Source organism: Bacillus sp. JH7 (assembly GCF_001563515.1).
Classification (GTDB): domain Bacteria; phylum Bacillota; class Bacilli; order Bacillales; family Bacillaceae_G; genus Bacillus_A; species Bacillus_A cereus.
In genome coordinates this window covers 1-19430 of the sequence record NZ_LPUS01000032.1, presented here as the reverse complement: position 1 = coordinate 19430, position 19430 = coordinate 1, and the positions used below count along the sequence as shown (strand labels likewise).

Below are 19430 nucleotides of genomic sequence, written 5' to 3'. Positions count from 1 at the left end.
ATGAATGGGTTTTTCACTCTATTATATAGTGTTGTAAACATGCTTTTTCCTCAAAACCTACTTTCTTGTACAATTTCATCGCACGATCATTATTCGTATTCAAACATAGTACTATCTCTCTCATCCCTTGGAAAGAGAAAATATACTGAATTGCAACTTGTAATAACTGCTCTCCGACACCTTTTCTTCTACTATTTTCAGCGGTTGCAATAAATTCAATATTCGCTTCATGAAACTCCGGATTTACTTCAACATATACATAACCTTCTAACTTACCATTCTTTATACTTACAAATAATTTATTCGTATCACTTAAACGTTCAATGATTTCATTTCCTTCATAATATGTATTAGGAAAAATATTATTATGTAAAACAATAAACTGCTCAAATACTTGTTGAGATGCTTCCTCTACTTGATTTATTGTACATTGCTCCACATTAGTTTTCTTTAAAATTAAAACGCTATGTTTCTCTTGTTTTTTAGCTTGTAAATATTTCATAAAGTCGATACCATTACTATTTTTCACGTGATAAAATCCATGAAACTTTTGAATATGAAGTGGAATTTTCTCGATAAGTTTCTTCCACATACTTAAAGCAATCTCTCCCCAATTCGAAGCTATAATAAAAGGCCCCCAAATCTCCGCACTTTCGCTTATCTCATCTATATCAAATCCTAATACACCTACAATTTCATTATTATCATTATAAGAAACGACAAAAGACTTCTCCCACCCTATATCAGAAAAACCATGAAGAATAGCGTCCAATATTTCTTCATGATTTTCCCCGCAATAACCAACATGCTGCGTAATATCTTTATTCATCATCGAAATAAATTCTGCAGCTTCTTCGATCTTTGAAATAGAATTAATATGCATAACTTCCCCTCCTTTTCTAATACACTTAGACAATCACTAGTAATATCCTTCTCTAGTAAAAAAAGACATCATCATATGCATGTTTCTAATAAAACCGCCATGATAATGTCTTCTCAAAAAAGCAAAAATTAATTATATATAATAATAAGATTAAGCGTTATTTATTTCTTAAATAATCTCTTTCTAAATACGAACATACTTAGTGCGGAAAGAACAAGTGTTATGCCAGAAAGTAAAGTCGAAGTGCTAGCTTCACCGCCTGTTGATGGTAAAAATTTCTTGCCTTCCTCTGGCTTATTAGTATGTTGTTTATTTAAAGTGTCTGCTTTTCTTCCCTCGTTTTCAACAACTTGATTATTCCCTTTTGGCTCTTGATCCAATCCTGTTGCTGATTCTTTTACTTCTTTCTTTGGTTCTTTCGCTTCTTCAACTTCTTTTGTTGGCTCTTTTTCTTCTTCTTTTGTACCTTCAACTTCTTTTACCGGCTCTTTCACTTCTTCTTTTGTTTCTTCAACTTCTTTTACTGGTTCTTTCACTTCTTCTTTTGTTTCTTCAACTTCTTTTACCGGCTCTTTTTCTTCTTCTTTCGATTCTTCAACTTCTTTTACTGGTTCTTTCACTTCTTCTTTTGTTTCTTCAACTTCTTTTACCGGCTCTTTTTCTTCTTCTTTTGTACCTTCAACTTCTTTTACCGGCTCTTTCACTTCTTCTTTTGTTCCTTCAACTTCTTTTACCGGTTCTTTCACTTCTTCTTTTGTTCCTTCAACTTCTTTTACCGGCTCTTTCACTTCTTCTTTTGTTCCTTCAACTTCTTTTACCGGCTCTTTCACTTCTTCTTTTGTTCCTTCAACTTCTTTTACCGGCTCTTTCACTTCTTCTTTTGTTTCTTCAACTTCTTTTACCGGCTCTTTCACTTCTTCTTTTGTTTCTTCAACTTCTTTTACCGGCTCTTTTTCTTCTTCTTTCGATTCTTCAACTTCTTTTACTGGTTCTTTCACTTCTTCTTTTGTTTCTTCAACTTCTTTTACCGGTTCTTTCACTTCTTCTTTTGGTATTAATTTTTCTACTATATTCTGCATTACAATGCCACTATATAATATGCCAGTCTCATAATGATCTGCATCTAAATCAAATTCATATATTTTTTCTCCTAAAGTACGCCAAATGATTCCCTCATCAGTAAGCGTTCCACCTTCACTCTTTAGTGTAATTTTTTCAATTGGCTCTCCCTCTAAATCATATACAGAAATTTTCACTTCTTTATTTATTTCTGCATCATCCAAAATGACCTTTTGCCTTCTAACATCAATTGTTATCCACTGACCTAATTGTATTAATGGCCTTACATCACGAATCTCATTTTCAGCTAATTTTAAACTAAGTAAGTCTAGCATTGATCCAAGAACCGTTACATCTTTAATACGATTATCTGTAAGATTTAACCACTGTAAATTTTCCAATGAAGATAGTGGTGTTATATCTTCAATTTGATTATGAGATACATTCACATTATTCAATTGTTTCAAGTTTGAGATGAACTCAATATTTTTCAGGCCTACTCCTTCTAAAGTGAGTTTTTCTAAGTTCGTCATGTACTCTAAACCTGTTATATTTTTTATCTCATTTCCATTTTCTTTAAGTATCTCTAATTTTTTAATCTGTAATAAATCTTCTTTTGTAATAGGAGCGTTTAAATTCTCTCTACCTAAATTCTCTTTATTAATATGTTGTTGTAAAGTTTTATCGAGAATTACATTTTCCTTTTGTTCATTATCCTCTTTTATTGTTTCCTTGATTTCGTCTAAACTTTCAACAACATTTTGAATTACTGTTCCATTAAACTTAATACGATTCTCTTCTGGCTTTATATCCAACATAAATTCATATGTTTTTTCACCAGTAGTCCCCCATTTAACAGAACCATTATTAACTATCCCATCTTCACTCTTCAATTGAATAGTATCAAGTGGCTCTCCTTGTAAATTATAGATAGGTATTTTAACTTCCTTATCTTTTTCTACATTATCTAAAAAGATTTTTTGTCTTTGAATATCGATATATATTCTTTTTCCTAGCTCTTGAACAGGTCTAACATCACGAATTTCATTTGAACCTAGCTTTAAATCATATAAGTCTGTTAAGTGACTAAGTGGCGTTATATCTGAAATATAGTTTTCTTCTAAATTAAGTGATTGTACAGTAGATAATCTTGATAAAGGTTCGATGTTTTCTAATTCATTTTTAGCAAGATCTAACTCTACTAATTTTTTCATTGATGTAATATGTTCAATATTTGTAAGTCCATTGTTACTTAAAGATAAGTTTTTTACATTTTTCAATTGCTCAATTCCAGCAAGGTTATCATTACTAATTTGATTATTTGCCACAGTCAAAGTCTTTAAAGATTTCACTGTAAATAATGGTTTAATATCTTTTATATAATTACTATTTAAATCTAGCATTTTAATCTTCTTCATTTGGCTTAATGGGCTTAAATCTGAGATTTTATTGTTTCTCAAAGTTAAAAACTCAATATGCTCTAACTCAGCCAAAGGTCCAATATCTTCAAGTTCACCATAGGTTATACTTAATGATTTTAATTGCCTCAATCCCGAGATAAATTTTATATTTTTTAACTTAACTTCTTCCAACTTTAAGTTTTCTAAGTTCGTCATATATTCTAGACCGCTTACGTCTTGTATTCCTTTATTTTTAGCTTCAACGACTATTAAAGATTTAACTTTTAATAAATCTTCCTTAGTTATTGGAGTATCTAGATTTTCTCTATTCAAATTATATTTATTAATATGCCTTTGTAGTTGCTTATCTACTATTACATTTCCAATTCCATCTTGTTGATCCACTTTATCCTCTTTATTTTCCTTTTGTTTTTCTGGAACATTTTTCTCTAAATTCAATGTATTTACTTCAAACTGTACTTGATACTTATTGTCATAGGCCATCGTTGGAATATAAATATGCATTTTCATATTGTATCTTTTTCCTAATTCCCCTACTTCAAACTGAATCACTTTCGTTCCATTTTTCTTTTTATCTTCTGATATTACTTTCACATCATGAAACACACCTGGAGTATGAATATCCTCTGTTTTCAAGTATTGAAAGAAATCACTATCACTTAATGTTGCTGTTACAATTTTCTTTCCATTCTCAATTGTTAATTTCGGATCCTTTATATAAACAGCTGCCATAGACTCTTCATTCGTTTTATCTTTATACGCTTTAATAACAGCGTCATATGTACCATCTTCTAAACCTTGTCCAGTTTTATTCGCCTCAATTGCTACTGCCGCTAAAGCAGGTGTTGAATAAACAGCAAACGGAAGTGATAACGCTGCCGCTATAATCATTGCATTTATACGTTTTCTTTTATTTTGTTTCAACTTTACATCTCCTCCGAAATATATAATTCGAAATGTAATCATTTCTCGAATGAATGATAATGATTTTCATTATCATTGTCAACTAGGAAAATAAAAAGTTTACAAAAAAAGAACCTCTTTAAAAGAGGTTATGCCATTTTCTCACCTGATTCTTCTCTAAAAAAGCTTTTCATCGCATGAAACACGTCTGCTTTTTGCTTTAAAATATAGTATCTAAAGTTTTCATCTTTAATATTTTTATAGGCTGACATGAGTGTACTATGGCGGTTGTACTGGTTCACTTCCCCATACCCAAACATATTACACTTCTTCATTAGCTCTTCAACAAGTTTTACACATCTAGCATTATCTGATGTTAAATTATCACCATCTGAAAAATGGAATGGATAAATATTATAGCGGTCTGGTGAATATTTATTATCGATAAGTTCGAGTGCTTTTTTGTATACAGAAGAACAAATCGTTCCGCCACTTTCTCCTTTTGAGAAAAACTCTTCCTCTGGAACTACTTTTGCCTCCGTATGATGGGCAATAAATTCAATATCTACTGTTTCATACTTTGTGCGTAAAAATCTTGTCATCCAGAAAAAGAAGCTACGTGCCATATATTTCTCCCATATTCCCATCGATCCACTCGTATCCATCATCGCTAATACAACAGCTTTTGAATCTGGCTTTAATACTTCATTCCAAGTGCGGAACTTTAAGTCTTCTTGGTGAATCGGATGAAAAGATGCTTTACCACTCATTGCATTTCGTTTATATGCGGATATCATTGTTCGTTTCTTATCGATATTTCCCCATAATCCTGTTTTTCTAATGTCATTAAATTCAACATGTTCAATCCGGTTTTCATCCATTTCTTTTCTCTTTAAATTAGGCAGTTCTAACTCTCTGAAAAACGCTTGCTCTAATTCTAAAATAGAGACTTCAGCTTCATAGTAATCTTCCCCAGCTGCATCTCCTGCTCCTTGCCCTTTTCCTGGCCCTTTTTGTTTTTGACCACCTGATCCATCTCTCGCAACGACATCACCAACTTTGCTGTCACCGTTTCCTTGCCCAACATGTTTATTTTTATCATAATTGTATCTAATCTTATATTCATCTAGAGAACGAATTGGTATTTTTACAACATCCTTGCCATTAGACATAACTATACTTTCTTCTGTTACAAGATCGGGTAAATTATTCTTAATTGCCTCTTGTACTTTTTCTTGATGGCGCTGTTGGTCGTCATATCCTTTGCGATGGAGGGACCAGTTTTCCTGTGAAATCGTATAATTTGGTTGATTTTCTTCGCCCATTCCTTTCCCTCCTTACTGTAATTGTCTTCCTGTATGAACAGCAATCTATAAATTTTGTTCTGTAATGTGCAAGCTAGAATGTTTGAAAGGTAACTGCCCATAGAAAATCATCCCATAAACATTTATAACGTTTTTCATACAATACCCCGAGCATCCTAAACAAAATTTTGCCACTCACATAATAGAAAGAAATATTCAGCCACTGATAAGAAAGAAACACAATGCATTGTTGCACACATTTTTACTTTGCAACATATTGTATTGTGTTGGCTTTTTTCGTATGAATGGTTGGTTACTCTATCATATGCATATTGTAAAAATAATTGACAATAAATTCATAAAATTGCATCTTAATTTATTACATTTGGACAAGGTATGACACTTTATACACATATGAACGGATAATAAAACGCTGTCCCGCAAAATACAAGAGACAGCGTTTTGTTATCAAACTATCTGTTTAACAAGCTACCTACATAGCGTAGTAATTCATTTGCTGAAGAAGAATTATAGCCATGCTCATCAATTAAACGCGCAACAACATCATTGATTTTCTTAAGCTGATTTTCGTCCGGCGTTTTCGTTGATGTTGTAATTTTCACTATATCTTTTAAATCAGCAAATAGTTTTTTCTGAATCGCTTCACGAAGACGTTCATGTGAATTATAATCAAAGCGTTTTCCTTTACGGGCATAAGCAGAAATGCGAATTAAAATCTCTTCACGGAACGCTTTCTTAGCATTTTCTGAAATTCCGATTTGCTCTTCAATTGAGCGCATTAATTTTTCATCTGGACTCATTTCTTCTCCTGTTAACGGATCACGTAATTTCGATTTATTGCAGTACGCCTCGACGTTATCTAAGTAATTATCCATAAGCGTCTTAGCTGATTCTTCATATGAATAAACAAACGCTTTTTGTACTTCTTTCTTCGCGATTTCATCGTATTCTTTTCTCGCTAATGAGATGAAATTCATGTAACGTTCACGGTCTTCATTACTAATGGATGGATGCTGATCTAGCCCATCTTTTAAAGATCTAAGTACATCTAACGCGTTAATAGATGGTACCTCTTTTCGAATGATTGTAGACGAAATTCGGTTAATGACATAACGAGGATCAATACCCTTCATACCTTCATCTTGATATTCGCGTTGTAATTCTTCTACATCAATCGCATTATAACCTTCTACCGTTTCTCCATCATACAAACGCATCTTTTTAATTAAATCAATATCCGGACGCTTCGGATCTTTTAAACGAGTTAAAATAGTGAACATTGCTGCAACGCGAAGTGTGTGTGGTGCAATGTGAACATTCGATACATCACTTTCACGAATCATTTTTTCATAAATATGTTCTTCTTCACTTACTCGTAAATTATAAGGAACTGGCATTACAATAATTCTTGAGTGCAATGCTTCATTTTTCTTATTTGCTATAAATGAGCGATACTCTGTTTCATTCGTATGCGCTACAATTAATTCATCTGCTGAAATAAGCGCAAATCTTCCCGCTTTGAAATTCCCTTCTTGCGTAAGCGATAATAAGTGCCATAAAAACTTCTCATCGCATTTTAACATCTCTTGGAACTCCATCATTCCTCGGTTTGCCTTATTTAGTTCTCCATCAAATCGATACGCACGCGGATCTGATTCTGAACCATATTCTGCAATCGTAGAAAAGTCCAGACTACCTGTTAAATCTGCAATATCCTGTGATTTTGGATCAGACGGGCTAAATGTACCAATCCCTGTACGGCGATCTTCCGAGAAGAAAATACGCTCTACAACTACATCCTCAATTCTTGATCCGTATTCTTGCTCTAAACGCATGACATTTAGTGGTGATAAATTCCCTTCAATTCTAACCCCATACTCATCAAAGAAATCATCTCGTAAATGATGTGGAATTAAATGCAGTGGATCCTCGTGCATTGGGCATCCTTTAATTGCAAAAATTGCTCCGCGATCTGTTCTTGAATATGTTTCTAATCCTCGTTTCAACATTGTAACTAACGTTGATTTCCCTCCACTAACAGGACCCATTAATAATAAAATTCTTTTTCTAACATCTAATCGTTTTGCAGATGGATGAAAATATTCCTCTACAAGACGTTCTAGAGCATCCTCTAATCCAAAGAGCTGATTACTAAAGAAGTTATACTTTCTTCTACCATCAACTTCTTCAATTCCAGCATCTTTTATCATATTGTAAATGCGAGAGTGTGCTGTTTGAGCCACCCATGGTCTTTCTTTCACAAGCTCCAAATACTCCGCAAACGTACCTTCCCATTGTAAACGTTCTTCTGCTGCTCGATGCTGTTCAATCTTTTTTAGAATATCCATTATAGCTCCTCCCCCATCTCCTTGTTCAATCGGATTATTATAAAAGGTATGCTAGGATGTCCTTAAACATTCTTTAAATCAAAACGAAATATATAATAGCACACTAAAATTCTCTCCAAAATTCAAAGAAAATTCTGTATAATATAGGTATTAACATTTTTACACTGCTATTCATTATAAATAAATTCTTTTCTTCTAAGAACCTTACATACATTTTGGGTAATAAATAAAACTCATGAACCGAAAAAAGTAAGGAGGATATTAGTATGAAATTATTATTAATTTTAGGTGTATCACTCACATTTCTTACAGCTATTTTTACATCCGGTTACAATGACAAACCAGGTACACATAAAAAATGATGTGCTTTTAGCACATCATTTTTTATTTATAATACATATTTTCCATATCATATTTGGATAGTGGTCGGCTATAATAATAGCCTTGTACAAGCTTCACATTCTTTTCTTTCAAAAACTGTATTTGCTCCTTTTTTTCTACTCCTTCTGCAATTACATTTAATTCTAAAGTATGAGCTAAATGAATAATTGCAGCTGTAATATTCGTATCACGTTCATCTATATGTATACCTTCCATAAAAGAACGATCAATTTTTAAAGTATCAATTGGATATGTTTTTAAATAACTTAAAGATGAATAGCCTGTTCCAAAATCATCTAAATGAATCTTTAAATTTTTCTCTTTTAATTGTAGTAACACTCTCTTCGATATATCTTTATGTATAAGAGCTCCTTCTGTAACCTCTATCGCTAATAAATGAGTTGGTACATTGTACTTATTTAAAGCCCGTGTAATCATCTCTATTAATGTAATAGAACGAAAGTGTCTAGCTGAAATATTAACTGCAATTGGGACCACATCATACCCTTTATTTAACCATTCGCGCAATTGCTGACACACTTGATTTACTACCCATTCATCCAGCTTAATAATAAATCCTGTTCTTTCTGCCAACGGAATAAATTGGTTTGGAGAAACAAATCCTAATTCCTTATTCTCCCACCTTATTAAAGCTTCCATACTAGCTATTTTTTTCGTTTCAATATTAATTTGTGGCTGATAATATAAGAAAAATTCATTTTTTTCTATAGCACGGTGCAACTGGTTTTCTATTATAAACCTTTGTTCACGCTCACAGTCTAATCCACTACAATAAAAATGATAGTGTCCTTTTCCTTTTTCTTTTGCTTTTTCTAAAGCAGCATCGACTCTCTGAAATAGTATTTTTTCATCTTCTCCATCTGCTGGAGCCATTACAATTCCAATTGACGCACTTAAATATACATCTTCTTCTTCGATTACAAAATATTCACTAATATTTTTCAGTATGCTTTTTGCAATTTCCTCTACATATTCTTTCGTTATATTTTCTATCAACATAACAAATTGATCATCGTGTTCTCTAAATAAGTGCATATCTTCTATTTTTAGATTGCTTAAACATTCTGTAACTTTTTGTAATACTTTATCTCCCTCTTTATGACCAAATGTATCATTAATACGATGAAACTCATCTAAATCTATAAATACAAGTGCAAAATTTACACTCTCATTTAAAAAAGTATTTAACTTATTTGTACATGAAATTCTATTCATTAATCCCGTTAACTGGTCATAGTAAGCTAAATATTCTGTTCGCATTTCGTTTAATACTTGCCTTGTAACATCTCTCGTAACAATATAAATCCCAACAATTTCACCGTTCACAATAATCGGGATAGTTCTCAAAGAAATATATAGCTCGTACCCTTCTTTATGAACATATTTCTTTGAAACAATTTGTTTTGCTTTTCCTTGCATCGATCCCTTAAATATAATTTGAAAATCTTTTTCATATTCTTTATTAATGAATTCAAAAATAAATTTATTATTTAATTCCTCATACCGGTATCCAAATATTTCATACGTTGCCGGATTTGCATATGTAACTCTCCCTATAGAATCTATAGATATAATTGAGTCATTATTATATTCCAGTAACGACTTAAATAACATTTGTTTTTCCTCTATCTCTGTCTTCTCCTCAATTTGAGCTGTAATATCTCTTGTAATACAAATAACAAATTGACATATTCCTTCTTCGTCGCAGACAGGATTAAGTGAAGATTCATAGTGTATCTCACCTTTTGGTAAATTGACTACATCACAAAAGGTGTGTGCTTTCGCTTCTCTCACTACTTTTGCATATTGCCTTTGCAATATCCCCGCTATATCTTTTGGTAATACTTCTGCAAAGGTTTTTCCATAGCACTCTTCGCTTAACCTAGCATAATCCATTCCTATTTTATTCACATACATATATTGAAACGTTTCATTATCAATAACTTTCAATATGAATACTAAATCTTGAATAGCATGTAATAATCCTTGTCTAATTAAATCCATATCTATCATACTTAAAAAGGTATTTTGATTACTATATTCTTCCTTCATATTTATCTCAACCCGTCTTATCTATTTTTAATCATATATCCCATTCTATATGATTATGTCCTCTCTTTTAAATGTATGATTATATATTATTTTTATTTTATAAAAAAAGTCGCCATATGGCGACTTTTAATAAACGATTTCTAAATCTAATCCAGGGTAATTTTGTTGACGGAACGCTTCATAAATTAAAATTGCTGCTGTATTAGATAAATTTAATGAACGTACTTTATCTGTCATTGGAATACGTAAACAATGATCAAAGTTTTCTTCGATTACATTAGCTGGTAAGCCGTTTGTTTCTCTTCCAAATACAAAATAGTAATCCTTCTCGCGCTTGCTATAGTCAAACGCTGTATGAGCTTTCTCGCCATACTTTGTTAAATAGAAGAATTCACCGTCTTTATTTTTTTCATAAAATTCTTCAATTGAATCATAGTACGTAATTTTTACGTGCTGCCAATAATCTAATCCTGCACGCTTTAACATTTTATCATCCGTTGAAAATCCAAGCGGTCTAATCAAATGTAATTCTGTTCCAGTTGCTGCACAAGTACGAGCAATATTCCCTGTATTTGCTGGAATTTCTGGCTGATATAAAACAACATGTACTCCCACGCGATATTCACCTCTGTTTTTTGTCTACTACGTATTATACCACTTGAGCGAAAAATCTCTACCCATTAATAATATGAAAGAATTTATATTTCATTTGTGGTGTATATTTACTAGAGTCTTCATAGTTCCAATAACGTCGACGGCTATTCGCTGAATGTGCATTTACAAGCGGCATACCATCTGCATCTTTTGCTACTACAATCGTCGTATGATTCCATCTTCCGTCATCCTCGAAATCATAAGCAATGACATCTCCAAGAATAAGTTCTTCTGGCCTCTCTACCGCCTCTGCTCGAAGTCCTGTTGTAGCACCTGACAAATACCAATAAAAAGAATGTGCAACAGCCCAGCTCCAGCTCCACTGATTCTCCCTTTGCCACCATCCTTTACGAATATTAGGATATCCGCTCATAGGTACTTCTCCAGTATGAAGACATTGAGAAATGAAATTCGTACAATTATCAGGGAAATTACGATACATAGGATTTCGGTCATCCCACCAACGCTCTGCATATTTCACTGCCTCTAAACGATTATACTGATAAGAACCGTACTTCTCTTTCGTAATTTCCCTTTCTAATGTCTCACCCATTCTAATTTCTTCTGACACTTCAATAGCATAATCGCCTATAATCCGACTATTATTTAAACAAACTTTTCGTTTTAATTGTTCCTCTTCAATATAAAATAATTCTTTATGCTTAATTAAATATTTAAAATGTATTTGATAATCAATTTCTTGATGGTCATTACTATTTAATTGTCTAATGAAAGAAACATCCGCAGTTGCTTTCACTATATGTGCACTACGTCTTTGAAACAATTGTTTCTTTCTCAGTGCCATTTGTAGTAAATCCTCAGCAATACCATCCACATTCGTTCTTTTCTCCGTTATATATGCTAAAAATTGTTGTACTTGGTTTTCAATCTTCGTTTTTACAACCATTCTGTCTCCCTCCCATATTACAATATGAAAAAGGGAAATATTATCTACTCTTTTTTCTGTGCTAACAATTCAAGCCCGCGATTCATTTCATGAAGCACTTCTTCATCTTTCTCACGTTCCATCGCTTTCTCAATCGCTTCGCCTACTCCATCTCCGCCAATTTTCCCAAGTGCCCATGCTGCCGTTCCGCGTAGTACTGGTCTTGGGTCATCTTTCATAACACCAATTAAATCAGGAATTGCCGATGTTTCTTTAAAATGTGCTAATGCTAAAATCGCATTTCTTTGCAGTGGCTTTTTCCCTCTCCATGACCCTGACATAATCCCATATTTCTCTTTAAAATCACGATTACTAATTGTTAAAAGTGGCGTTAATAATGGTTTAACTAGCTCAGGATCCGGCTCCATCTCAGGATGATTATGAAAATCCATTCCTTTGTTTTTCGGGCAAACAGTCTGACACGTATCACATCCATATATACGATTTCCTATTTTATCGCGATATTCTTCAGGTAGGAATCCTTTCGTCTGTGTTAAAAACGCAATACACTTCTTCGAATCTAACTGTCCCCCCTGTATTAAAGCACCGGTAGGACAAATATCGATACATTTCGTACAGCCCCCGCATTGATCTTCTATCGGCTTATCTGGCGGGAATGGAACATTTGTAATCATTTCCCCTAAGTATACGTACGAACCAAATTCAGGTGTAATAATAGAGCAGTTTTTACCGCTCCATCCAATGCCTGCACGCTCTGATACAGCTCGATCACTTAATTCACCTGTATCAACCATGGACTTCACTTCTATATCCGGAAGTTTTTCAATTAAATATGCTTCTAATTTTTGCAAACGATCTCGTAAAACAAGATGATAATCTTGTCCCCAAGAAGCACGACAAAAAATCCCACGGCGTTCTCCACGCTTACTTAATGGTGCATTTTTTAATTTTGAAGGATATGCTAAAGCAATCGCAATAATTGATTTAGCACCCGGTAATAACAGTTGCGGATTCGTTCTCTTCTCTATATCAGGCTCTTCAAATCCAGATTGATAATTTAATTGTTGTTGCTGGATTAAGCGCTGCTTTAATTCCTCAAAAGGAGAAGCACTCGCAAAGCCTATTTTATCTATGCCAATTGTTTTACTATACGCAATTACATCTTGCTTTAATTGTTCAAAATCCACTCTTAATCGCCTCCTCAGATGAATCCATCCCTTATGTAACGACTCTATTGGTTAGTAATTCACTTTTGGAATACTATTATTTACTTCTATTTTCGCATGTAATTAGGTTTTTCAAACATTAAAAAACGCAATGCCTCGTTTATCTCGGAAACGAAACACTGCGTTGATCACAATTTATAGAAAAACATTTAATAAAATTTGGAGCGGGTGAAGAGAATCGAACTCTCGACCAGAGCTTGGAAGGCTCTTGTTTTACCACTAAACTACACCCGCAAATATGAATTACATATAAGATATTAGAATAACTTATGTAAAGTAGTATAGCATGTAAAAAAAGTAGAGGCAAGAATTTTATCGAAAAAAGTCGAAAAAGTGATGAGAGACCTCATCACTTTTTCAATTCTTTATCAATTGCCTTCTTCATACTATCGAAATCAGGGTTTGCAAGATTTCCGTTTACATATACAGAAGGAGCACCTTGAACTTTTAATTTTTGAGCACGATCTGAATCTTTACGTACTTTTTCTTTAATGTCTTTACTGTGTAAATCTTTCTTAAATTGCTCTACATCAACTTTTGGAAGTTTCTCTTTCACAATGCTAAGAAGCAAATCTTCTGTAATCCATTCTTCCGTATCTTTCTTTTGATTTTGATAAATCTCATCATAGAAGATCCAGAATGAATCTTTATCTTGTTTATAAATTGCTTCACCAGCTGCTGCACCTAAATCCGAGTCTTTTCCGATAAATGGGAAGTTAATAAAATATAACTGCACTTTGCCTTTATCAATATACTCTTCTTTTAATCGAGGTAATACTGTTACATCCCAAGTACGACAAGCAGGACATTTAAAGTCTCCAAATTCAACTACCTTAACTGGAGCATCATCTTTCCCTAAAGATTGTTGCGTAGAATAAGCAAACATCTCATTCCCTTTATCTTTTTTGTCATTTATGATGCTATACGCAATTGTTCCAATTACAATCAATACTGCGATAGAAAAAACTATACCAAGAGCCATGAGTTTATTTGATTTCATATACATTCCTCTTTAAATTCATATTCTGTATACAGCATTGTACACAATACACATAATATCAACACTTATATACGTCACGCAATGAACACGCTCACATAAATTACAAAAACACAATAATTGTGACGATATTGTGTCACAATTTATTCAAAAAAAGAAGCTCCTCTGTAGGAACTTCTCTTAACTTACTGCTTTTTTACGCGCGCTATTTAACATCGACTGCTCTATTTTTATATCATGACGAATTACTAATTTCTCACTAACTGCTTGAACATACTCATCATGGCTTATATAGCCTTCTTTCTCCATTAGTCTCAAAACGACATTTCGTCTCTCTACTGCTTTATCATAGTTTTGGGCAGGTGAGTAATAAGCAGGTGCTTTTACTACAGCAGCCATCATTGCACTTTCAGCCAACGTTAATTGGTTCACCTTTTTACCGAAGTAAAGGTTTGCTGCTTTTTCAATTCCCCACGCTCCTTCTCCATAATAAATATTACTTACATATAATTTTAAAATTTCATCCTTCGTAAATGTGCGTTCAATTTTTTTCGTATAAAAAATCTCTTTCCACTTACGAGAAAATGTACGTTCATTTGTTAAAAAGGCATTTTTAGATAGCTGTTGTGTAATCGTGCTTCCTCCTTGCACGACACCACCAGCCTTTATATTCTCAACTGAGGCTCTAATAATTGCTATATAATCTAAACCGTTATGATGATAAAATCTTTTATCTTCTGTCGCAATAAATGCATGTGTTAATGATTCTGGCACCTCTAACTTAGCCGGTACATGTAATTTACTAATATCACTTTTCTCAATCATTACATTTCCAATGAATAATAACGTACAACTTAACAATAATAATAATATAATGGCTTTATAAAAAAGTTTAGTCATTGGATTTAATGCAACTTTTTGATGATAGTTCACCCTAGATAATACTCGTTCTTTCATCTTGAACACCTCTTTTCCACACAGCATATAACTCTTACTTTAAGAATACATTGTTGTAAAAAAATATCCCATCGATTTCTCTTACACGTACCTTACATCATTGTAAGGTATAAAGTGGAACTTTAATGAGCCCTCATCAATCAGGCTTACTGTCCAGCAAATAGTGGGATAAAAAAGTATTGTATCACAGTATTTTTTTATCTACTATTCATCTGAAATATTGAATATAGGTTATGTTAAAGCATGAATAACCAATAAAAGAGAAACCCTTAAGACTATTATATTTTCACTTTACACTTTAATTATATCATCTACAAATATATATACTTTTGACTATCTAGTAATCTAAATGTATATAACATATAGATTTATTATACAGAACAAACGTTCTACAAATCAATACTAGTGCTATTATTATTTTGACCTTTTTCTTAAACAGTATACAAAAAAGAGTAGTGATTCGAATGTATCTCAAATCGGCTACTCTTTTCTTTACAATCTTCCTATTAAATTATACGGCTGTACTTCCCACGTTTCACACGGAATAAAATGTGTTGCTCTCATTGCATCAAGCGTTCTGGATTTCATATGAGGACGCGTTATATACTCATCTATGTTCTCTTCATTTAAATCAACAAATTTAGCCTCTTGTATCTCTTCAGGTTGAGTTTTTATTTCACCACTTATATATGCTACTTTAAAAACAACAGCTAGAATATGCATAGAGGTATTATAATAAACCCCTGTAATTCCGATAGGCTTCACCGTTAACCCTGTTTCCTCTTTTATTTCCCTACAGACAGCTTGATCGAGCGCTTCGCCCTCTTCTACCTGTCCTCCTGGCAACTCCCACGTATCAGCTCGCCAGTGCACTTTTGTTAATAACACTTCATTTTTTTCATTTGTTAAATAACCTGCTACAGCAACTATATGCTTTGGTGTCTTATGTTCCATATTAAGCCTCCTAGAGATAATGAATATTATATATCCCTATAATCATATTCACTACCTACAACAAAATACCTTTAATACTTCATCACCTTAATTAACTTCATAAAAAAAGACCCTATCCGCTAAGCGAAAAGGGTCATCTATCGTATTACTCTCCTAAGTCTACGTTGTGATAAACTTGTTGAACATCTTCCAAATCTTCTAATGCATCAACCATTTTCTCAAATTGTGCTTGAGCATCTTCAGGAAGTGTTACATCACTTTGTGCAAGCATTGTTAATTCTGCAACTGTAAACTCCTCAACGCCAGCACCTTTAAGTGCAGATTGTACTGCATGGAATTGATCTGGTTCAGCATACACGATAACAGAATCTTCTTCTTCTAGAATATCACGTGCATCTACATCTGCTTCCATTAAAATTTCAAGAACTTCATCTGATGTTTTACCTTCAAGGCCGATAACAGCTGTCGCATCAAACATGTAAGCTACAGAACCGTTCACACCCATATTACCACTGTTTTTGCTAAATGCAGCTCGTACATCTGCTGCAGTACGGTTTACGTTATTTGTAAGTGTATCTACAATAACCATAGCTCCATTTGGTCCGAATCCTTCATAACGAAGCTCGTCATAATTTTCTTCTGAACCGCCTTTTGCTTTTTCAACTGCACGATCAATAATTGTTCTTGGAACATTGTATGTTTTCGCACGCTCTAATACAACTCTTAGCGCTTGGTTTGATTCTGGATCTGGCTCGCCTTGTTTTGCTGCCACATAAATTTCACGCCCAAATTTCGCGTATATACGGCTTGTATTTGCATCTTTTGATGCTTTTTTGTCTTTAATATTGTTCCATTTACGGCCCATACTTTCCACTCTCTTTCCCGTTTTAAATCTACATAAAAATATTAATATGAAATATAATGTGTGTTCAACACATTTTTAAAAGAAATATAAAAAGTTCATTTTTGATTCATATTACAGACATAATATAAATCACTATCATTTTGTTCTTTCGACAAGTTATATTATACATGAATTCCTACGTTTATTACGAATTTTAGAAGCACATAGTATAATTTAACAAAAAGACTCTAACATTTCTGTTAGAGTCTTTTTATATTGCTGACACCTATTTCCATAATATTCCCATAATTACTTTCTATTGTTGTATAATAAAAATAGGGAAAAATTTGAAGAAAAGAGAGAGGGAGAATTATGACACATTCAAATGAGAAAAAAGCACATAGTCTTAAAGGGATAGAAGAAAAGTTAAACCCAACTATCTATCAAGTGAGATTCATGAAATTAGATGAACCAATTCAATTTGAGTCGTTCCCTGAATTAAAAGATTTAGGGGACTGGTTAAGTACTTCAACGCATATGTGGGCATGCCACTCAACTATGTATAAGTACAACAGAGAAGGGTTTGAAAAGAAGTTTTTAGAGGTTACAAACTTAACCGTTGATAATGTACTAATATCTACTGGTGGTATCGGATTTAACTTCATGTCACCGGGGTGGAGAAATTCTCTCTAGAGTACTCGAAAGAAATATTGTATATACAATATTTTTTCTGCTTATTTTGTCATGTAATGAAAAGAAAACAAAAAAGCTCTATACTAATCGTATAGAGCTTTTTTACGCCGTTCATGATACCGATGGTCGGGGTCGAACCGACACTCCCGAAGGAACACGATTTTGAGTCGTGCGCGTCTGCCAATTCCGCCACATCGGCACAAAAGAAAAGGCGGCAACCGGATTTGAACCGGTGATAAAGGTTTTGCAGACCTCTGCCTTACCACTTGGCTATGCCGCCATATAAAATTTATTGGAGCGGAAGACGGGATTCGAACCCGCGACCCCAACCTTGGCAAGGTTGTATTCTACCACTGAACTACTTCCGCAAAAATGGCTGGGCTAGCTGGATTCGAACCAGCGCATGACGGAGTCAAAGTCCGTTGCCTTACCGCTTGGCTATAGCCCATCGAATTCTTACTTAATTATATGTAAGTATCCATTAGATTATTTGTAATTTTTAAAATAAAAATGGGGCGACTGATGGGAATCGAACCCACGAATGCCGGAGCCACAATCCGGTGCGTTAACCACTTCGCCACAACCGCCATGTTGTGTAAATATATTTTGGCAGGGGCAGTAGGAATCGAACCCACACTGGAGGTTTTGGAGACCTCAGTTCTACCTTTAAACTATGCCCCTATGTAAATGGTGGAGGGGGGCAGATTCGAACTGCCGAACCCGAAGGAGCGGATTTACAGTCCGCCGCGTTTAGCCACTTCGCTACCCCTCCGAAACTTACATGGTGCCGGCTAGAGGACTTGAACCCCCAACCTACTGATTACAAGTCAGTTGCTCTACCAATTGAGCTAAGCCGGCGTATTTTATTAAAATAAATGGTGGCTCGGGACGGAATCGAACCGCCGACACGAGGATTTTCAGTCCTCTGCTCTACCGACTGAGCTACCGAGCCTTATTAAAATGGCGGTCCCGACCGGGGTCGAACCGGCGATCTCCTGCGTGACAGGCAGGCATGTTAACCACTACACCACGGGACCATTTGGTTGCGGGGACAGGATTTGAACCTGCGACCTTCGGGTTATGAGCCCGACGAGCTACCGTGCTGCTCCACCCCGCGGTAATACTATTCATATAAAATTTATATGGTGGAGGATGACGGGATCGAACCGCCGACCCCCTGCTTGTAAGGCAGGTGCTCTCCCAGCTGAGCTAATCCTCCAAAGTGGTGACCCGTACGGGATTCGAACCCGTGTTACCGCCGTGAAAGGGCGGTGTCTTAACCACTTGACCAACGGGCCAAATATTATAAATCCTATGGCGGAGAGCAAGGGATTCGAACCCTTGATACGCTTGTGACGTATACACGATTTCCAATCGTGCTCCTTCGGCCAACTCGGACAGCTCTCCAATGGCTCCGCAGGTAGGAATCGAACCTACGACCGATCGGTTAACAGCCGATAGCTCTACCGCTGAGCTACTGCGGAATAATATTGCCTGGCAACGTCCTACTCTCACAGGGACAAGGTCCCAACTACCATCGGCGCTAGAGAGCTTAACTTCCGTGTTCGGTATGGGAACGGGTGTGACCTCTCTGCCATCATTACCAGACATTATTCTTTTGAGACAATCATTATTATAACTTATTTACTTTAAAAGTCAACAAGTTTTTTATGTTCTCTCAAAACTAGATAACATTGCTACATATTATATGGTTAAGTCCTCGATCTATTAGTATTCGTCAGCTCCACATGTCACCATGCTTCCACCTCGAACCTATCAACCTGATCATCTTTCAGGGATCTTAC

At 34.5% G+C, this 19430-nt stretch carries 13 protein-coding genes, 16 tRNA genes and 2 rRNA genes; 1 reads left to right on the top strand and 30 read right to left on the bottom strand.

Annotated elements, in window-relative coordinates; translation table 11 throughout:
• Positions 1–13 precede the first annotated feature (13 nt).
• The 13 genes from AU379_RS26155 to AU379_RS26095 all read right to left on the bottom strand — a co-directional run bounded on the left by AU379_RS26155 (position 14) and on the right by AU379_RS26095 (position 16953).
• Positions 14–883: a GNAT family N-acetyltransferase gene (locus tag AU379_RS26155; protein ID WP_000547920.1), complete on the bottom strand. Its 870-nt coding sequence runs from the start codon at positions 881–883 to the stop codon at positions 14–16.
• A gap of 161 nt (positions 884–1044) precedes the next feature.
• The gene (locus AU379_RS26150) at positions 1045–4287 is read right to left on the bottom strand and encodes an NEAT domain-containing protein (RefSeq protein WP_061140039.1); all 3243 of its coding nucleotides are present in this window, start codon (positions 4285–4287) and stop codon (positions 1045–1047) included.
• 128 nt (positions 4288–4415) lie between these two features.
• Positions 4416–5591 carry a sporulation protein YhbH gene (gene yhbH, locus AU379_RS26145; RefSeq protein ID WP_000503518.1) on the bottom strand — a complete coding sequence of 392 codons (1176 nt, stop codon included), beginning with the start codon at positions 5589–5591 and terminating at the stop codon, positions 4416–4418.
• A 452-nt stretch (positions 5592–6043) separates the two neighbouring features.
• Complete coding sequence (locus tag AU379_RS26140) at positions 6044–7939, bottom strand: PrkA family serine protein kinase (RefSeq protein WP_000353273.1); 1896 nt, start codon at positions 7937–7939, stop codon at positions 6044–6046.
• 384 nt (positions 7940–8323) lie between these two features.
• A complete protein-coding gene (locus AU379_RS26135) occupies positions 8324–10393 on the bottom strand; it encodes an EAL domain-containing protein (protein ID WP_000657167.1) in 2070 nt (689 codons plus the stop codon).
• Positions 10394–10519: 126 nt separating this feature from the next.
• Complete coding sequence (trmL, locus tag AU379_RS26130; protein WP_000538147.1) at positions 10520–11008, bottom strand: tRNA (uridine(34)/cytosine(34)/5-carboxymethylaminomethyluridine(34)-2'-O)-methyltransferase TrmL; 489 nt, start codon at positions 11006–11008, stop codon at positions 10520–10522.
• Positions 11009–11066: 58 nt separating this feature from the next.
• Positions 11067–11954, bottom strand: coding sequence for an amidase domain-containing protein (locus tag AU379_RS26125; RefSeq protein ID WP_061140038.1), 888 nt, complete (start codon positions 11952–11954; stop codon positions 11067–11069).
• Positions 11955–11998: 44 nt separating this feature from the next.
• The gene (gene queG, locus AU379_RS26120) at positions 11999–13141 is read right to left on the bottom strand and encodes a tRNA epoxyqueuosine(34) reductase QueG (protein ID WP_000345216.1); all 1143 of its coding nucleotides are present in this window, start codon (positions 13139–13141) and stop codon (positions 11999–12001) included.
• Positions 13142–13340: 199 nt separating this feature from the next.
• Positions 13341–13414: transfer RNA gene (locus tag AU379_RS26115), tRNA-Gly, on the bottom strand.
• Positions 13415–13529: 115 nt separating this feature from the next.
• The gene (locus AU379_RS26110) at positions 13530–14180 is read right to left on the bottom strand and encodes a thioredoxin domain-containing protein (RefSeq protein WP_000841306.1); all 651 of its coding nucleotides are present in this window, start codon (positions 14178–14180) and stop codon (positions 13530–13532) included.
• Between the two features lie 177 nt (positions 14181–14357).
• A complete protein-coding gene (locus AU379_RS26105; RefSeq protein ID WP_000664715.1) occupies positions 14358–15134 on the bottom strand; it encodes a transglycosylase domain-containing protein in 777 nt (258 codons plus the stop codon).
• A gap of 492 nt (positions 15135–15626) precedes the next feature.
• A complete protein-coding gene (locus tag AU379_RS26100; RefSeq protein WP_050964460.1) occupies positions 15627–16088 on the bottom strand; it encodes an NUDIX hydrolase in 462 nt (153 codons plus the stop codon).
• 145 nt (positions 16089–16233) lie between these two features.
• Positions 16234–16953 carry a YebC/PmpR family DNA-binding transcriptional regulator gene (locus tag AU379_RS26095; RefSeq protein WP_000532952.1) on the bottom strand — a complete coding sequence of 240 codons (720 nt, stop codon included), beginning with the start codon at positions 16951–16953 and terminating at the stop codon, positions 16234–16236.
• Between the two features lie 351 nt (positions 16954–17304).
• On the opposite strand from AU379_RS26095, the gene AU379_RS26090 reads away from it, so the two are divergent.
• The gene (locus AU379_RS26090) at positions 17305–17625 is read left to right on the top strand and encodes a DUF3884 family protein (protein ID WP_000149816.1); all 321 of its coding nucleotides are present in this window, start codon (positions 17305–17307) and stop codon (positions 17623–17625) included.
• 117 nt (positions 17626–17742) lie between these two features.
• Here the strand turns inward: AU379_RS26090 and AU379_RS26085 are convergent.
• The 17 genes from AU379_RS26085 to AU379_RS26005 all read right to left on the bottom strand — a co-directional run.
• Positions 17743–17824: transfer RNA gene (locus tag AU379_RS26085), tRNA-Leu, on the bottom strand.
• Positions 17825–17834: 10 nt separating this feature from the next.
• Positions 17835–17905: transfer RNA gene (locus tag AU379_RS26080), tRNA-Cys, on the bottom strand.
• 13 nt (positions 17906–17918) lie between these two features.
• Positions 17919–17993, bottom strand: a tRNA-Gly gene (locus tag AU379_RS26075).
• A 5-nt stretch (positions 17994–17998) separates the two neighbouring features.
• Positions 17999–18073, bottom strand: a tRNA-Gln gene (locus AU379_RS26070).
• 63 nt (positions 18074–18136) lie between these two features.
• Positions 18137–18212, bottom strand: a tRNA-His gene (locus tag AU379_RS26065).
• A 20-nt stretch (positions 18213–18232) separates the two neighbouring features.
• Positions 18233–18306: transfer RNA gene (locus tag AU379_RS26060), tRNA-Trp, on the bottom strand.
• Between the two features lie 7 nt (positions 18307–18313).
• Positions 18314–18397, bottom strand: a tRNA-Tyr gene (locus AU379_RS26055).
• A 10-nt stretch (positions 18398–18407) separates the two neighbouring features.
• Positions 18408–18483 (bottom strand) — tRNA-Thr (locus AU379_RS26050).
• Positions 18484–18501: 18 nt separating this feature from the next.
• Positions 18502–18577 (bottom strand) — tRNA-Phe (locus AU379_RS26045).
• Between the two features lie 9 nt (positions 18578–18586).
• Positions 18587–18662: transfer RNA gene (locus AU379_RS26040), tRNA-Asp, on the bottom strand.
• 3 nt (positions 18663–18665) lie between these two features.
• Positions 18666–18742 (bottom strand) — tRNA-Met (locus AU379_RS26035).
• 26 nt (positions 18743–18768) lie between these two features.
• A tRNA-Val gene (locus AU379_RS26030) sits at positions 18769–18844 on the bottom strand.
• Positions 18845–18848: 4 nt separating this feature from the next.
• Positions 18849–18923, bottom strand: a tRNA-Glu gene (locus AU379_RS26025).
• A 17-nt stretch (positions 18924–18940) separates the two neighbouring features.
• Positions 18941–19032 (bottom strand) — tRNA-Ser (locus AU379_RS26020).
• 2 nt (positions 19033–19034) lie between these two features.
• A tRNA-Asn gene (locus AU379_RS26015) sits at positions 19035–19109 on the bottom strand.
• 8 nt (positions 19110–19117) lie between these two features.
• Positions 19118–19233: ribosomal RNA gene (gene rrf / locus AU379_RS26010) — 5S ribosomal RNA — on the bottom strand.
• 100 nt (positions 19234–19333) lie between these two features.
• Positions 19334–19430, bottom strand: a 23S ribosomal RNA gene (locus AU379_RS26005); the annotation flags it as partial.

Bases quoted from the DNA above. Each gene is read 5' to 3' on its own strand.
- AU379_RS26135 (WP_000657167.1), bottom strand. From the start codon at position 10,393: ATGAAGGAAGAATATAGTAATCAAAATACCTTTTTAAGTATGATAGAT.
- AU379_RS26100 (WP_050964460.1), bottom strand. From the start codon at position 16,088: ATGGAACATAAGACACCAAAGCATATAGTTGCTGTAGCAGGTTATTTA.
- AU379_RS26125 (WP_061140038.1), bottom strand. From the start codon at position 11,954: ATGGTTGTAAAAACGAAGATTGAAAACCAAGTACAACAATTTTTAGCA.
- AU379_RS26090 (WP_000149816.1), top strand. From the start codon at position 17,305: ATGACACATTCAAATGAGAAAAAAGCACATAGTCTTAAAGGGATAGAA.
- AU379_RS26155 (WP_000547920.1), bottom strand. From the start codon at position 883: ATGCATATTAATTCTATTTCAAAGATCGAAGAAGCTGCAGAATTTATT.
- AU379_RS26110 (WP_000841306.1), bottom strand. From the start codon at position 14,180: ATGAAATCAAATAAACTCATGGCTCTTGGTATAGTTTTTTCTATCGCA.
- AU379_RS26095 (WP_000532952.1), bottom strand. From the start codon at position 16,953: ATGGGCCGTAAATGGAACAATATTAAAGACAAAAAAGCATCAAAAGAT.
- AU379_RS26140 (WP_000353273.1), bottom strand. From the start codon at position 7,939: ATGGATATTCTAAAAAAGATTGAACAGCATCGAGCAGCAGAAGAACGT.
- yhbH (WP_000503518.1), bottom strand. From the start codon at position 5,591: ATGGGCGAAGAAAATCAACCAAATTATACGATTTCACAGGAAAACTGG.
- AU379_RS26105 (WP_000664715.1), bottom strand. From the start codon at position 15,134: ATGAAAGAACGAGTATTATCTAGGGTGAACTATCATCAAAAAGTTGCA.